The sequence below is a fragment of the Streptomyces enissocaesilis genome, assembly GCF_039533765.1.
In the GTDB taxonomy this organism is placed as follows: domain Bacteria; phylum Actinomycetota; class Actinomycetes; order Streptomycetales; family Streptomycetaceae; genus Streptomyces; species Streptomyces enissocaesilis.
The window spans coordinates 1-14,895 of record NZ_BAAAUD010000100.1; the positions used below are offsets into that span (position 1 = coordinate 1).

11 protein-coding genes and 3 pseudogenes are annotated in these 14,895 nt (G+C 67.4%); 3 read left to right on the top strand and 11 right to left on the bottom strand.

Features of this window, described 5'->3' with window-relative positions:
* Positions 1 to 262, top strand: a pseudogene (locus ABD374_RS32160) (NF041680 family putative transposase); the annotation flags it as partial.
* A gap of 40 nt (positions 263 to 302) precedes the next feature.
* Here the strand turns inward: ABD374_RS32160 and ABD374_RS32165 are convergent.
* A complete protein-coding gene (locus tag ABD374_RS32165; RefSeq protein WP_344500265.1) occupies positions 303 to 1,100 on the bottom strand; it encodes an SAM-dependent methyltransferase in 798 nt (265 codons plus the stop codon).
* Positions 1,097 to 1,942 (bottom strand): annotated as a pseudogene (locus ABD374_RS32170) (helix-turn-helix domain-containing protein). Before ABD374_RS32170 ends, ABD374_RS32165 begins: the two are co-directional and overlap by 4 nt.
* Positions 1,943 to 2,090: 148 nt before the next feature.
* Between ABD374_RS32170 and ABD374_RS32175 the strand changes: the two are divergent.
* Positions 2,091 to 2,801 carry an IS6 family transposase gene (locus ABD374_RS32175; RefSeq protein ID WP_344500283.1) on the top strand — a complete coding sequence of 237 codons (711 nt, stop codon included), beginning with the start codon at positions 2,091 to 2,093 and terminating at the stop codon, positions 2,799 to 2,801.
* A 423-nt stretch (positions 2,802 to 3,224) separates the two neighbouring features.
* Here ABD374_RS32175 and ABD374_RS32180 read toward each other — a convergent pair whose 3' ends face one another.
* The 8 genes from ABD374_RS32180 to ABD374_RS32215 all read right to left on the bottom strand — a co-directional run bounded on the left by ABD374_RS32180 (position 3,225) and on the right by ABD374_RS32215 (position 10,616).
* The gene (locus ABD374_RS32180; RefSeq protein WP_344500267.1) at positions 3,225 to 4,364 is read right to left on the bottom strand and encodes a methyltransferase domain-containing protein; all 1,140 of its coding nucleotides are present in this window, start codon (positions 4,362 to 4,364) and stop codon (positions 3,225 to 3,227) included.
* A gap of 494 nt (positions 4,365 to 4,858) precedes the next feature.
* Positions 4,859 to 5,620, bottom strand: coding sequence for a metallophosphoesterase family protein (locus ABD374_RS32185; RefSeq protein ID WP_344500285.1), 762 nt, complete (start codon positions 5,618 to 5,620; stop codon positions 4,859 to 4,861).
* A 76-nt stretch (positions 5,621 to 5,696) separates the two neighbouring features.
* A complete protein-coding gene (locus ABD374_RS32190) occupies positions 5,697 to 7,163 on the bottom strand; it encodes a hypothetical protein (RefSeq protein WP_344500269.1) in 1,467 nt (488 codons plus the stop codon).
* Positions 7,160 to 7,495 (bottom strand): helix-turn-helix domain-containing protein, encoded by a 336-nt coding sequence (locus ABD374_RS32195; protein WP_344500271.1) that lies wholly within the window; start codon positions 7,493 to 7,495, stop codon positions 7,160 to 7,162. Before ABD374_RS32195 ends, ABD374_RS32190 begins: the two co-directional genes overlap by 4 nt.
* Positions 7,495 to 8,613: a tyrosine-type recombinase/integrase gene (locus ABD374_RS32200; protein ID WP_344500273.1), complete on the bottom strand. Its 1,119-nt coding sequence runs from the start codon at positions 8,611 to 8,613 to the stop codon at positions 7,495 to 7,497. Before ABD374_RS32200 ends, ABD374_RS32195 begins: the two co-directional genes overlap by 1 nt.
* A 288-nt stretch (positions 8,614 to 8,901) precedes the next feature.
* Complete coding sequence (locus ABD374_RS32205) at positions 8,902 to 9,498, bottom strand: site-specific integrase (protein WP_344500275.1); 597 nt, start codon at positions 9,496 to 9,498, stop codon at positions 8,902 to 8,904.
* A 102-nt stretch (positions 9,499 to 9,600) separates the two neighbouring features.
* The gene (locus ABD374_RS32210; RefSeq protein WP_344500277.1) at positions 9,601 to 9,981 is read right to left on the bottom strand and encodes a hypothetical protein; all 381 of its coding nucleotides are present in this window, start codon (positions 9,979 to 9,981) and stop codon (positions 9,601 to 9,603) included.
* A 248-nt stretch (positions 9,982 to 10,229) separates the two neighbouring features.
* Positions 10,230 to 10,616 (bottom strand): VOC family protein, encoded by a 387-nt coding sequence (locus ABD374_RS32215; protein ID WP_344500279.1) that lies wholly within the window; start codon positions 10,614 to 10,616, stop codon positions 10,230 to 10,232.
* Positions 10,617 to 10,679: 63 nt separating this feature from the next.
* Between ABD374_RS32215 and ABD374_RS32220 the strand changes: the two genes are divergently transcribed.
* Positions 10,680 to 11,645 (top strand): helix-turn-helix transcriptional regulator, encoded by a 966-nt coding sequence (locus ABD374_RS32220; RefSeq protein WP_344500281.1) that lies wholly within the window; start codon positions 10,680 to 10,682, stop codon positions 11,643 to 11,645.
* A gap of 249 nt (positions 11,646 to 11,894) precedes the next feature.
* Here the strand turns inward: ABD374_RS32220 and ABD374_RS32225 are convergent.
* A pseudogene (locus tag ABD374_RS32225) lies at positions 11,895 to 14,768 on the bottom strand (Tn3 family transposase); the annotation flags it as partial.
* Positions 14,769 to 14,895: the final 127 nt, after the last annotated feature.

Sequence of the window (14,895 nt, forward strand, 5' to 3'; positions counted from 1 at the left end):
CCTCGCCGAGGATCTTCGTCGACCCTGGGAGCGGCCGGCGCAGCCTCGTCGGCTCACCCCTGCCCGGGTCCGCCGGGGGTTCCGCCACCTCCGCGTGAAGACCGCCCGTCCCGCCGACGTGCCCAGACCCTCCAAGCCCGGACCCGGACGCCCACCCGGCTCGAAGAACCGCAGGTCAGCCCCACGTCACGAACCTGGAAAGACCGTGAAACGAATCGAAACCCTCACCGAACACATCCGCCTAAAACAGCAGCGAGGTTAATGATCAAGCTCAGGTGAGGCGGACTCCGCGCTGCTCGTGTTCACGGGATCAGCGCCACCCCTCCCCATCCGGCGCGGTCGGTGAGAACCCCGGTGTTGGCATCCGGACGCCAGCGCGGCCAACTGGTGAAGCCGGGCTCCACCAGTTCGGTGCCCTCGAACAGCTCGATCGTCACGGACGGCTCGCGCAGCAGGTACGGGATGGCACCCGAGCTGTTGTATTCGTCCTGCACGACCTGGTGCGCGGCGTCAGCGGCCGTGGAGTGGCTCAGGGCGAGGTAGCTGCCCGAGGGGAGGCGGTCGACCAGGCGCTTGACCAGACCGCGGGCCTCGTCCCAGTCGACGATGTGGCCGAGCACGTCGCTGATGACGAGGCCGATCGGCTGGGTCATGTCCAGAGTCTTGGCTGCCCCGTTCAGTACCGTTTCGGTGTCGCGCATGTCCGCCTCGACGTAGGCCGTGGCGCCTTCGGGCGTGCTTGTGAGCAGCGCATGGACGTGCAGCAGAACGATCGGGTCGTGGTCGACGTAGACGACCTTGCTGGTGGGGTCGATCCGCTGGACGACTTCGTGGGTGTTGTTGGAGGTGGGCAGCCCTGCACCGAGGTCTATGAACTGCCTGAGGCCGGCATCCTTGGCCAAGAAGGTCGTGGTGCGGCGCAGGAAGTCCCGCGATTCCCCGGCGAAGGGAACGATGAGGGGGTACCTGCTGCTGTAGGCGTCGCCGGCGGCCTGGTCGGCGAGGTAGTGGTCCTTCCCGCCCAGCCAGTAGTTCCAGACCCGGGCCGAGTGAGGAACGGACGTGTCGATCTGCGGGGACAGTCGCGTTGGTTCTGTCATGAGAGCAGTGCTTCCTTCGATTTGTCTGGATGAGGTGCGATAACGCATGCATGATCGAGCAGCACGTGATAGGCCGTCACCGTATTGAGGGCGTCGGAGACATCAGCGGTTCCAGGTAGTGTCCCTTCTCTGACCACATGATCTGGAATCTCGGGAACGTCCACGCGGTAGAGGGTCACGGTCGGCATCCCGGTCATGGCATGCAGCGGCCCGTTGAGCGGGTGGATTTGCAAGGCCACATCCGCGCGCTCGGCGGCCGCGCGGAGCGCGAGCCGCTGGTCGTTCGTCACCTTGGTGCCACCGACCTCGGTGTTCAGCGCGGCGGCGGACATGAGCGCCCAGAGGCGTGTGTTGCGGTCCCGTAGCCGTTTTTGCCGTTCCATCAGCAGGCTGGCTCGCTGTTCCCGGGCCTCGGGGGAGAGGTCCGGCCGGCGAACGTCGTCGACGGCGCGGGCGTAGGCCTGGGTGCGCAACAGGGCAGGGACGAGAGCTGGTTCCCAGACTCGGATGATGCTCGTCGCAGATTCCACGCTCATCAGGTCGAGTTGCCAGGGGTCCATGACCGAGCGCCAGGGGTGCTACCAGCCGGGCAGATTCGCCCTCGCGAGTTGCCCAAGAACTCTTTCGATTTCCGCGAGCCCTGCTCCGTATGCCTTGAGAAGGGTATGGACTTGACCCTCGTCCAGAGAGGTCTCGGCCAATTCGATACGGCGAACAGTTGCCGCGTGAGCCCCGAGTGCTTCGGCGGCCACCCTTCTGGTCATCCCTGCTGCCTCTCGCAGGGTTTTCAGCCGAGTGGCGAGAACTAGGGTCCGTCTTCGAATTGATCTTGCCCAGAGCAGGAGTGATGCGAGTGTGACCGCTGCTTTGTAGGAGGTGGCGGTCTTCTCGTAGCGGGTGGCGATGCCTCGGAAGGGCACTGTCACGTTGGCTGGCGGGGTGGAATGATCTTCGGGTTGATCATGGTGGAGGGGGTTGTCCGTGGGCAGTATGCCGCCGTCGTACAAGGGGCACCGGTACCCGGTGGAGGTGATCTCCCACTGCGTGTGGCTGTACTTCCGCTTCCCGTTGTCATTCCGTGAGGTGGCGGAGCTGATGCTGCAGCGCGGCGTCATCGTGTCCCACGAGACGATCCGCCGGTGGTGTCTGAAGTTCGGGCAGTCCTACGCCAACGCGCTGCGCCGCCGGCGTGCGAGGCCGGGCGACAAGTGGCACCTGGACGAGGTCTTTCTTACGATCAACGGCGAGCGGAAGTACCTCTGGCGCGCGGTCGACCAGGACGGCAACGTGCTGGACGTCCTCGTCCAGAGCCGGCGCCACAAGGCCGCGGCCAGGCGCTTCTTTCGTCGGCTCCTCCGAGGAATCGGGGCCGTGCCGCGGGTGATCGTCACGGACAAGCTTCGTTCCTACCGCGCGGCCCACCGCGAGGCGATGCCCTCGGTCGAGCGCCGCTCCCACAAAGGCCTGAACAACCGGGCCGAGAACTCCCATCAGCCGACGAGGCAGCGCGAGCGGGCGATGAAGGGCTTCCGCAGTACCGGCGGGGCGCAGCGGTTTCTGTCCGCCTTCAGCGGCATCTCGCCCCACTTCCGGCCCCGCCGCCACTTGATGACCGCCTCCGGCCACCGCGCCGAGATGACCGTCCACTTCGCGATCTGGAAGCAGGTCACCGGCGCTGCCCACCTGCCCACCACGGCCTGAAGACAGGCCCGGGCCGCAGGCCCACCATGCCCCGACGCACCATCAGGCAGTCACGCACCCAACAACGTGACAACGCCCGCCGCCGAGCAGCATCACGCGCATGCACGAAAGCGGTACGGCTCGACAACGCACCAGCGTATCGCTGCGCTGTCGGCCGCTGCCGAAGGCCACGCCCAGCTGCAACAGGGGCAAATCGAAGCGGCGTGCGCGACCTGGGACAGAGCGCTGGACACGATGACCGGCATCCGTTCCTCCCGGACACGTAAGGCCGTGCAGTCGATGCGTTCAGACCTTGGGCGATTCCGGACACGTGGGGCGCGCCCGGCCCTGGAGCTCGATGAGCGAGCTCGTACCTGGCTGCGCGAGGCCGTCTGACGAATGCGCCAGCCTAGATGTGGACACCGGTCAACGCCGCAGTCACGTCTATCGAACGCGCTCCCTGGCCTCTCCCGTTGCCCAGCGCAGTCCGGTGTCCTTGTCACCACTCCAGATGTACTGCTGATCCGGGGTGCGGGTCATACCGAAGTCATAGAGGCTCGGTGCGCCGGCGTCCTGCCACCTCTTCCACGCCCGATCAACCTCTTCGGCCAGGCGCCGGGGGCCGCCCTGATAGGCCACAGCGGGGCCCGTCTCCGGTGAGACGAGGGTGGCCCACGAAGAGCGACCGTCGTGCAGCCACGCGATCACGCCGTCGGCTGCCTCCGTCGTGATCCGAACCTCGGGCAAGACGACGCGCAGCGCGAACCGCAAGTTCCAGTCGGAGTGCAGCGGCAGCAGGTCCCTGGCGATGGGCCCTTCCGTCTCCGGCAGGGCATCGCCGCGGACCTGGTCCAAGGGCTTGCCGGGGGCGGTGTCGCGGCTGGGCATGAACATAGCCAGGCCCTGCATCCAGCCGCTGGCCGATTGGCCGTCGGCTGCCACGGTGAGCGCCACGTGCCCGAGCCTTCCCCACGGGGTGACGATGCGGCCGCCGGGCCGCATCTGCTCAACCCACGCCCACGGCACCTCGTCGACCGCGTACGTCGCCACAAGGCGGTCGTACGGCTGACGATCCGGGAACCCGCGGGTACCGTCGCCCACTTCCACGGCGACCTCAGCACCCACGCCCTTCAGATGCTCGCGCGCCGCGGCCGCAAGCTGGGCGTCGGCCTCCACACTGGTCACCTGTCCCGGGCCCGCCCGTTCGCTCAGCAGCGCGGCGTTCCAGCCCAGTCCTGTGCCCAGCTCCAGCACGCGGTGGCCCGGTTCGACCATCAGCGAGTCGAGCATGTCCACCACGACCGACTGACACGACAGGCTGGAGGTCGCCAGCCCGTCTGTAATCTGCGTGATGGTGGAGTCGTTGGGCCCTGGGTAGACGAGTTCGGCCCAGCGCCCCGGGTCGTGAGCGCGGTCTACGGGGACATACGCCGCCCCGTTCCACGCCCATACCCGGTCCGGGGCGAAGCGGTGCCGAGGCAGCTTCTCGACGGCTTCGCGGACCCATGGGGAATCTGCCGGCCAGGTCCCTTGGTCGTCCATGACGCGCGCGAGCCGGTGCCGGAGTTCAGTGAGCTCGTCCACGAGCCGCTACTTCCGGCGGGTGCCGCTGGGCGGCGGCGGGTCGGGAGCTTTCCCGTCCGAGTTCCCCGGCGGAGGCTTTCCCTGGCTCGGGTCCGGGTCCGGCTTGCGGTGATCAGCCACAACGACTGCCTCTCTCTTCCCTCAGCAGGACTCGCTAGCACCAGGGTGATACCCCACCCGCAGCGTTGGTAGGCGAACCACAGGCAATGGCCGAATCCCCTCGCCCTATGGCTAAGGGATTCTCCCTCTGGACGCCCAACGAGCACGGCAGTCTTCCGGCACGATTCCCGCGCTCGTCGTGGGCCGCCTTCGTGACCGGAGTTCGCGCCGGCGAGTTCGACGCGCGCTCCTGACCACACGCTGCGCCTCATGAAACATGGCGGTCCCCCTCAGACACAGTGAGGGAGACCGCCATGTGGGGTTCAGTACTGGTATGAGTCGTTGATCGAGTAGTCGGAATTCTGGGGTGTGCGGCCATTGATGGGCGCACGATGTCACGGTGCGTGGCTGCGTCCGTCCCGAGGGGCGAAGGCTTCGAGAGCGTCTGCGTCGGTTGCTCGCGTGTGGAGGAAGTAGTCGGCCCACTCGGCGATTTCAGGGTAAGAGGAGTCCTGGGTGACCTGGGTGATGGCTGCCTCGATGTCGAAGGCTGTGGAGCGTAGTTCGACGCCGGGGCCCAGGAGCGCCCAGTGGGCCCCGGCCCTTCCGTAGGGCATGCCGATGCTGCCGGGGTTGATCACAAGTCGGCCGTGGGCGAGGCGGACGAACGGCATGTGTGTGTGCCCGCAGACCACCGTGCGGATATCGGTGTCAAGCCCGCTGAGTACTTCTCGCCAGCGGTCGAGGCGTGAGTCGACCAGGACGACCTCTTCATCGTCCCGGGGGGTGGCGTGGCAGAACAGCACCTTCCCCAGGCCGTGTACTGGCAGAGAGCGTGATTGCGGCAGCTGGCCGAGAAGGTCGATGTGGTCTTCGCGTAGTTGTTCGGCGGCCCAAGGAGCGATCGGATCGGGGATCGAGTCGCGTTGGCCGCGACGGTATTCGAGGAGTTCACGGTCGGCGTTGCCGCTGATCCAGACGACGCGGTTGCCGAGAGAGGTCAGCCGGTCGAGAACCTGGGTCGGTTGCGGACCGGCGGTGATGTCGCCGGTGAGCACGATGCGATCGGCGGCACTCACCTCTGGTTCGGCGAGCACGGCCTCCAGGGCCGGCAGGACTCCGTGAATGTCGGACAGTACGGCTACTCGGTTCAGCATGCTCACCACTGTGGGATGAGGTCTCCTTGGAGGAGGGACCGTTCGCCTGACGCGTAGTTCCAAGGAGATGACTGCTTCAGCGCGCGTGGTCGCCGGGAGCGTACTTCTTCCAGGTGCCTCCGGCCTGCGCGGCGACGGCCTCGGTATGAACGGCGTGATAGCCGAGCATCCCCGCAACGACCGAGGGCGGCGCCTGGAGGACGAGTTGCCGCAGGGTGGCGGTCCGGCTGTGGAGGGTGGGGACTCCCGCGGTGGTCAGCCGCTTGCCGAGGGTGGCGGGGTCCATGGGCTGTCCGGCCCGGCGTCCCGGGAAGAGCCAGTCGCTGGCGGGAAGAGTGCCGCCTGGCCGATTCGGGCGTCCGTCACGTATGTAGCCAAGCAGTAGCTCGGCAAAGGGCTCGGGAACCGGTGTGGGCGGGTCGCCGAGGAGGAGCGCGACCTGGTCGCCGTCGTGCTGGACATCGTGGACGGTGAGCCGGACGAGCCGGCGGACGGGCTGGGCATAGAGGAGGATCAGGGCTGCCGCGATCCGTTCCATGAGTGGGAGATCGTCGCGGGTCATGATCTTGCGGATTAGAGCGATGCGGTGGTGCTGGCTGATCGGGGCCGGGTTCTCCGTGCGGATCGTGGGGACTTTCAACCGGGGCATGACCTGGTGGTCCATGCTCCAGCGCAGGAACGCTTGGACGACGCGGCGGGCGGTGGCGTCCTGGGCGAACCAGGCGTCGAGGTCTGCCTGGGTGCACTCGCCGACGGCGCGGTCCCGTTCGGCGAGCCAGGTGAGGAAGGCGGCTGCCTGGATGAGCTGGGTGCGGGCGGTTTTGATGGCCCCGGGGCCGAGGGGCCGCTTGGCGGCGGTGGCCCGGAGCTTGCGCAGGATGTGCCAGGTGGCGAAGCGGTTCAGGAGCTGACGGTGTTCGAGGTTCTTGATGCTGTCGAGCCATTCGGGGAGGCGGCGTTCGAACAGCAAGAGGTGCCGGTCGCGGTGCGGCAGGACGCTGGTGTGCATGAGCAGGTCACGGACGTGGGCGACCGACCGCCAGGGCGAGAGCGTGCTCAATCCCTCGTGGGTGAGAGGCACTTCGCCGCGGGCGAGGGCGCACAGGATCTTCTGGACGTGTGGCTTGCCGACCCAGGTCAGCGTTGCCTTGGGACGAGGCACGGACCTGACCTCGTCGAAGAACGGCACGAGTTCGGGCCGGACGCGGCCGGCGCCGTCGTCCAAAAGTTCTTCCAGTCTCTCGGCCAGGACGCAGTTTCCACATACTCCGAGCAGGTAGCGGCGGGCCTCTCGGCCGCAGCGTTCGCAGTGAAACTCGCCCAAGCCGCCCGCGCAGTTGGTGCACCACCGGCCGCCGTCCGGTGCGATGCCGGGAGTGAGACGGTCGACGCCGCAGCCGACGCACTGCCCATAGGTCTCCAGCGCGTGGTCGTAGCAAGCGGAGCACAGGTAGCCCTCGGGCCAGTGGGCGGCTCCGAGACGGACAGCCCGGTGACAGCGCGCGCAGAACAGGTCCTCGGGCCGGACCCGGATGCGGCTCATTTATCCGGGCGGACACGGGCCCGCTTAGGCCTGACCGTGGCCGCGAGGTCGACCACGTCGGCGCCGCCGGAGGCGGCGGTGCGGCGCGGGGCCGCGTTCTCCGCCTTGGTGGCGATCAACTCGGCGGGAGTGACGTCGAGGATGTCACAGAGGGCGGCGAGGACGGGCAGGGACAGTCGCTCGGGGGTCTGGGTGACCAGTCGCCAGACCTGGACCGAGGACAGTTCGATGCCGCGGTCGGCCAGTAGCGGTGACAGGTCGGAGGCGACGAAGATGCCGCGCGTGGCCATTACCTCGCGCAGCCGCCACTGGTAGCTGACCTGGCGTTTCATCAGGCTCTCCTTGCCGGCCGCAGGGCGGCCTCCATCGTCGCGTCCAGCGCTCTGCGCAGGGTGCGGGTGCGGAAGTCGGAGGATACGCAGGTGTAGATCGCGGTCGTGGACGCGTAGTCGTGGCCGACTTGTTCCTGGACGAACCGGGCGTCCCAGCCGTCCTCGATCAGGTGGGTCACGTACGACCTTCGAAAGGAGTGGAAGTCCAGTCCCTCGTCCAGGCCGAGCGCGTCCCGGTAGGCAGCGAAGCGGGTGTTCATCTGGGAGAAGCCGATGCGGGCCGAGCGTTCCGAGGGCCACAGAGCCCTGGTGCCGGACGTGGCGAACAGCGGCCGGACCTCCTCGTTCCACTGCTGGAGGATCTCCGCCGACCAGTCCCAGACCGTCAGCACGCTGCGGCGCTTCGGGGGCGAGCCCTTCTTCGCCTTGCCGTGGCGGATGTAGCAGACGCCGTAGTCGCCGAACTCCGGGCCCTCGGGGTTGCGGCCGAAGTCGACCGTGTCCAACATCCGGGTCTCGTTGCGGCGCAGGCCAAAGGCGTACGCGGTCTTGAAGAGCACCGCGTCACGGAACGCGGGCAGCCAGCCCTTGCGGCCCCGGCCCCGAACCTTGGTGACCTGGTCGTCGGCGTAGTCGAAGAACGCCTGCAACTCGTCCTGGGTGAAGGGCCTCTTCGCCGCGTCGGCTTCGGCGTCCTCCACGTGCACCGCGGCGTTCCACTCGTGCACGATCTGTATGGGGTGAGTGCCAAAACGTTCTTCGCAGGTCGCAGCCCAGCCGTAGGCGGGGTCGACAGTGAAGTTACAGAACGAGCGCACGACACCTTGATAGTTGCGCAGCGTGGAGCGCTTCAGCCCGCGGACCGCTCGCAGATCGCCCATCCACTCGTCGAGCATCTGCGGCGACCAGGTCCACGGGAAGGTGTCGGCGTGCCGAGCGAAGGCCCGCACCGTTTTCTCCCGGCCCTCGATCGTGGAGAACGCCAAGTTGCGCGCCAGCTGCTGGTTGCGCCAGCCGTCCAGCATCGCGGTGAAGACCTGCTCGTCGGGCCGCAGCAGCGGCAGATCGCTGACCAGATGCAGCCCCGCTGCCCCGGGCGCGAGGCTATTCCTGCTCATCAAAAGCACTCTCCGTCACTTACATCAGACGAAGGGATCTTTCATTAGATGTAAGTCGATCGCAAACATGCAGGTAGGAAGCCTGCCTGTGGTCGCATTGAGGGCCCCGGAAGCGACCTGCCCAGCTGGAGGGACCACATAGGCTGAGTCCCTGGCCTGCGTCGATGAGTGACAGATCCTCCGATGTGCAGCCCGACCGCAGTGCTGCATTAGATGAAATTGCGGTCGCTTCCGAGATACGCGCCAAAGGGGCAACGGGATGATCTTGAAGCCCTGATCCGCTCGGATTTACGTGCGGTGGCGTGCAGCGGGGTCGCGTTCGGCGAGGTGCCGGGCGACCGAGTCGACGCCGGGGCGGGCGTACCGCTCCAGGGATCGGACGGAGGCGTGGCGGGAGTGGGCCAGCAGCATCGGGATCGAGGTGCCGTCCTCCGCGTCGTGCGTCAGGGCACTGTGCCGTAGCCGGTGAAGCGTCCAGCCGTCCAGATCCTCGATGTCGTCGGGTGAGGCGAGGGGGTTGGCCAGCAGTCGGGTGTTCTCCTCGAAGATCTCCTCAGCGCGGCGGTAGGAGAGCCGGGCCCGGCCGGTCTCCGGGCACACGTCGAGCGCCGGTGTTCCGGCCGGGGCCTTGCGGTCGGTGAGGAACAGCGGGCCACGGGTACGGCGGGCGATGAGTCGGGCGATGAGTCGGGGGAGGAGCTGGGCGGTGCCGGACTGCCAGTGAATCCACTCGGTCGCCCCGCCCTTGGCGGTGATCCTGCCCCGCTTGTCCTGCGGGTAGAGGTCTTCCACGTTGAGGCACAGCACCTCGTCGGCCCGTGCGGCGGACTCGTAGAGCATCTTCCACTGAATCTTCTCCCGCAGCGCGACGTCGAGGCGCCACAAGGCGGCGATCTGGTTCTCCGCGAGGGCCTTGGTACGGTCGGGCGGCGCCGGCCGCTGCTCGATGCCGATCGTGGGATCGCCTTCGATCCAGCCTTGGCGCTGTCACCAGCCGATCGCCTTGCGCGCGATGGACAGTTCCCGGTTGACGGTGTCGGCGTCCATCTCGTCCGCCCGCGCCGCCGCCAGCTCAGCCAGCACCTCCGGCAGTGCCGGGTCGCCGATCGCGGCGACGGGGAAGACGGGGGGCTTCGCGCCCCGGCGGGCGGATCCGGTCGGCGCCGGTTCGCCGGCGAGCATCCATCCCCACGTCGTCAGCGAGATCCGGTAGATCCGCGCGGAGGACTTCGCGATGCCCGCGCCGGTGAGGTAGCGCTCGACCGCCGCGGTGTACGACGAGGGCGGGGCGGACAGAGGTACGACCCGAGCGCGCGGCAACCGAAGCGCGCCCCCACTCCCGAGATCGGTCACCGGTTCGATCGTCACGCCCGCTCCGCCCTTCCGGCACTGCCGCAGTAAATGCGTACACCTCACCCCTGCGGCCGGAATGCCCCGACACAGGTCGCGATGATCACGGTATGGTCTCTGCCGCAGTAAATCCGGCATTTACTGCGGCGGCAAGCTGCGTCGGAGTCACGGAACGATGACCAGGGGTTCCTACTCGCTATTGCCTGTTCCGGCCGCACTTCTGCCGCCCCCTCCTGCTGACAACGGCGTCGGCCGACCGGTGATGCTCAGTCCTGCGTGGAGATGCAGAAAGGGTGGCCTGCGGGGTCCAGCAGGACCCTCCGCTCATCGGGGTGCGGTTGGACAGGGGGTTCCACGGCGCCCAGTGCCAGCATCCGTGCCTGGGCGGCGTCTAGATCGTCGACGCCCAGTTCCATGTGAGCCTGCTTGCCCTGAGACGGGTCCGGCCAGGTCGGACGCCGGTAGTCGGCCACCCGGATGAAGCCCAGTCCGGGTGACCCCTCGCGGCCGAGCAGGATGAAGTCGTCGCTGGAGTAGATGACGGGCAAGTCGAGCGCGGTGCCGTAGAAGCGGGCCAGTTCGGCGGGGTCCGGGCAGTCGAAGTCGACGGACAGCAAGCGGATCGCGGGTCCGGATGTGGGTTCGATACTCATGGGGAGGACGCTATGACGGAACCAGGACAGTTCCGGTCCTGGTCATGGGGAACACTTCGAGATGTGATCAGCACCTCTGCCCGCCTGCTGCGACTGGTCTCGCTGCTGTCCACTCGACCGACGTGGACCTGCCGCGAGCTGGCCGAGCGAATGGGGGTCACCGACCGCACGGTCCGGCGGGACATCGCCCGGCTGCGGGAATTCGGCTACGGCATCGAGTCCGACTCCGGGCCGTGGGGCGGCTACCGCCTCGGCGGTGGCACCCGGGTGCCACCGCTGATCCTCGACGACGAGGAGGCGCTTGCCGTGGCCGTCGCGCTGCGAGAGGCCGCGCTCAGCGGCGTCTTGGGCAGCGACCAGGCCGCGCTGTCGGCACTGTTGAAACTTCGGCAGGTCCTACCGCCCCGGATCGCGGACCGGCTGGGGGAGATGGATGCGATCTTCGTACACACTCCCAGGCCCGAGGGACGTCAGATCTCGCCCGGCGTGCTGCTGGAACTGGCCGCCGCCTGCCGTCGCGGCGAGCGCACCCGTCTTTCGTACCGGGACCATGCGGGGAACGCCACGATCCGGGACATCGACCCCTACCGCCTGGTACACACAGGCCGCCGCTGGTACTTCGTCGCCCGGGACGTGGCCCGGGACCAGTGGCGGACATTCCGGGCTGACCGGGTGGTACAGGTACAGCCGACCGGACATACCGTCGAACTTGTCGACCCGCCCGACCCGGCGTTCCTCGTCTCTCGATCCATCGCGGGCGTCGTGTACCCGCTCTATGTCACAGTCCGGCTAGCGCACCCCATGGACCAGGCGCTACGGCTGGTCCCGCCCACGATCGGCACCCATCACCCAGACGGCCCTGATGCCACCATCGTCGAAATCGGCGGCAACGACGCCGACCAGCTCGCCACATACCTCCTCAGCCTGGGCACCACGCTACGGGTCCTGTCACCGGACCGCGTACGGGAGGCGCTGCTGCGCCGTACCCGAGAGCTTTTCGAGGACAACGGGGGCTGTCAGCCCCGGTAGCGGGCGTGCGCCGGGTACGAGGCCTCAGCCGTAACTGGTGTCAGAGGGGCGCTCAGCTCCTTCGGACGGATGTGATCAGCGGGTGTCTTCAGGACCGGCCCGGACGGCGGGTCCGCGATGGCCAACCTACAGAAGTCCTAGGTAGCAGCTGCAGGGGTGAGGATCTGTGCCGGTGCGCTCACCGGCACTTCGACCGGCACGCAGGCTCAAGCGCCGGTCGCAATCGTCCCGTACGCAGCTCGCGGTCGGTCAAGCGGCCTGGTCGAGTCCGGCGGCGGTCAGGTCCTGCGCGCGCAGCGGGGTGAAGTCGACGTCGAGTTTCGGGTCGTACGCGTCGGGCTGGATGCCGAGTTCGTGGGTGCTGTACTCGCCGAACCGATTGATGTGCTCGGTCAGGTACGGCGAGATGTGCGCCAAGTCTTCCGGGTCGATCTCCCATCCCTCCTCCAACAGCTGCTGCACGATCTCCGCGATGTCCAGGGCGTTGTGGAAGATCACCGCGTTCGTGAGCAGCGCGTTGAACTTCATCTCCTTCTCCTGCTCGATGGGGTCGTTGTCGGCGATGACGCCGCGGTTGCCGAAGCCGACCCACTGGGAGAACCGTTTGAACGACTCGACCTTGTTGGTCGCCGCGGTCACCCGCCGGCGCAGCGGCGCGTCGGAGAGGTAGCGCAGCAGCTGCACGGTACGGATCACGCGGCCGACCTCGCGGAAGGCCGAGTAGGTGGCGTTCTTCCGCGAGCCCGACCGCAGCCGCTTGAGCAGCGTGGAGGAGGAGATGGTGCCCTCGCGTACGGAGACGGCCACCCGCATCAGGTGGCGGAACTGGGACTCGATCAGGTCAAAGTCGATGACGTTCTTGCCCGGCTCCCCGAACAGGGCGTCGATGTGCACGTACTCCGTCTGCTTGGAGGGCCGGTAGAAGGTCAGGTCCTTCCAGTTCCTGATCCTGGGCATCAAGTCGAAGCCCAGCAGGTGGGCGAGCGCAAAGACAGGGAAGCTCTGGCCCTGCGTATCCGCGTGCACCGTGGTTGGTTGCACCTCGGAGGTGTTCTTCAGCAGGCCCTCGATGATGTAGACGGCCTCCCACACCCCGCACGGGATGAAGTGCGTGAACAACGCGATGTAGGTGTCCGAGACGTGGTGGTAGGCGATCCCGCCCGGCTTGCCGTACCTCACGCTCGTCTCGGAGAGCAGGTTGTCGAGATAGGTGTCCATGTGGGTGCCGTCCGCCGCGACGGTGGTCTCGTTACCCCACGCGCGGGAGATGTCGAGGCGGGCGTGCGCGTTGACCAGGTCGGCGATCGCCTCGTTCAGCAGCTGAATCGAGAAGTGCTTGTTGGGGACGTACGACAGCTCGTGCCCGCTCACGCCGGGGATGTGCCGGGCGGCCTCGTACGGGTCCATGTTGGTGCCCTTGACGAATGAGACGATCACATAGCGGCCCAAGGGGTCGGTGAGCTTGGGCTCGTTGCCGGATGGCGGGCCGAAACGGCGCCACCACTTCACCCAGTACGCGGTCCGGGCCACGATCCCCATCAGGGAACGCTCCGGCATCCTCGCCTTGATCTCCTGCTCCAGCCGCCTCGCCGAGGGCCGCTGACCGTCCGCCCTAAACACCTTCAACGACGGGACGCCCGCCTCCGGATCGATGATCAGGCCGTCGTTCTCCGGGTACCCGGCGTCCGCCGCCGCGGCGGCGTTTCGCAGCTTGTCCTCCAGCTGCCGGCGGAAGAACTTCGCGTCGAACTCGGCGCTCTCTCCCGCCTCGGCGAGGCCGACCTCCACCAGGTAGGACCCCAGCGTCGCCTGGACGACCTCCCAGGCCAGCAGTTTCTCGGACCGGTCGGCGTACTCCTCCGAGCCGACCACCGCGACGTCGCCGGTACGCAGTTCCTCGGCGAGCGCGGTGAAGACCATCGCCTCGAAGTGCTTGCGCACGAACTGCCCGATCCGGGTCTTGTCGAGGACGGCCTTGCGCCAGTTCTGGGTGGCGAAGGAGATGTCGACCTCCTTGCCCTCCTCGTTGAAGGCGGTGATGTACCCGCCGCGGGCCGCCTGATGCCGCTGGGCGTGCGCGAGGGCGTCCAGCACCCGGCTGTCCTCGCTGATCGCGGTGAACTTCAGCTTGTCGTTGTCGGCCAGGTCGAACATCACCGCCCGGTCCCGGCCGATCTGCCCGTACAGCAGCACTTCCCAGAAGTTGTCGTGGTGAGCGGAGACCTTCTCGATCTGCTCGTACTGCTTCGCGAAGCCACCGAAGCCCTTCACCGCGCGGGTGACCGCGCCGAACCCGCCGGCCTGCACCACCTGGGCCTTCACCACGGCGAGGACCGCCGGCAAGACCCTGCCCTTCAGCCGCGTCGCGACCTCGTCCACCGACGCCTCCTCGTCCAGACCATCCAGGGCCTGGCGGACCTCGGCGGTCATGGCCGCAGTCTTCGTGAGCGCCTCTTGGGCCGGGCCGCCCTCGTGGATGTGCTTGAGCACCGTGCGGTAGTTCCCGATCAAGGACTCGACGATCTCCCGCTCGGCGAGCCGGATCTCCTCCAGCTCCCCCTTGGCCTTCTTGATCTTCGTCGCCACACGCTTGCAGAACATCATCGCCAGGTCGTCCCGCACCCGCATCCGCGCCTTGTGCGTCAGGGCCGCGACCAGCGCGATACGTTTGACGGGGACGAAGTCCCGCAGCTCCGAGGCATCCGCCGCCTCTACCTCCCCGGCGAAGTCGGTGACCTTCCCCGCAGCGACCCCCTCCATCCACACATCGGTGTCGTCGAGCTCGTCCAGCCATTCCAGACGCTCGGTCAGGTTCTTGAAGTACGACCAGGCCGAACCCTTGGCAGGCTTCTTCAGCCGGTTGAACAGCGTCGCCCCGTCGCTGTTACGGTCCTCCAGCAGCCGCATGAGCCCCGCCCGCTGAGCAGCGCTCATCCGGTCGTGGATACCCGCGCAGATCGAGGCGTTCACCTCGGTGCGGATCTTCGAGGCCATCCTGTCGAAGGTGGAGAACCCCAGCAGCTCCAGCCCGGCCTCCACCACCTTCTCCAGCGCGATGTTGATGAGGTCCGCCGGGCGGTTCTTCGCCGTGGCCTCCTTACGGATCGACTGCTCGACGATCTGCCGGGCCTTGGCCTGGTCGTAGCTTGGTGTTTAACCTCGGCCGTTCACCTGACCTGCTGATCTTGGTTCGTTCCCGGGACAGCAGGGCGGCCGTTCTTCACGCTTCGAGGTGTCGAGCAACGTCACG

Excerpts from the sequence above, each read along its gene's own strand:
- ABD374_RS32165 (WP_344500265.1), bottom strand. The coding sequence starts at position 1,100 with ATGACAGAACCAACGCGACTGTCCCCGCAGATCGACACGTCCGTTCCT.
- ABD374_RS32175 (WP_344500283.1), top strand. The coding sequence starts at position 2,091 with ATGCCGCCGTCGTACAAGGGGCACCGGTACCCGGTGGAGGTGATCTCC.
- ABD374_RS32185 (WP_344500285.1), bottom strand. The coding sequence starts at position 5,620 with ATGCTGAACCGAGTAGCCGTACTGTCCGACATTCACGGAGTCCTGCCG.
- ABD374_RS32190 (WP_344500269.1), bottom strand. The coding sequence starts at position 7,163 with ATGAGCCGCATCCGGGTCCGGCCCGAGGACCTGTTCTGCGCGCGCTGT.
- ABD374_RS32195 (WP_344500271.1), bottom strand. The coding sequence starts at position 7,495 with ATGAAACGCCAGGTCAGCTACCAGTGGCGGCTGCGCGAGGTAATGGCC.
- ABD374_RS32200 (WP_344500273.1), bottom strand. The coding sequence starts at position 8,613 with ATGAGCAGGAATAGCCTCGCGCCCGGGGCAGCGGGGCTGCATCTGGTC.
- ABD374_RS32215 (WP_344500279.1), bottom strand. The coding sequence starts at position 10,616 with ATGAGTATCGAACCCACATCCGGACCCGCGATCCGCTTGCTGTCCGTC.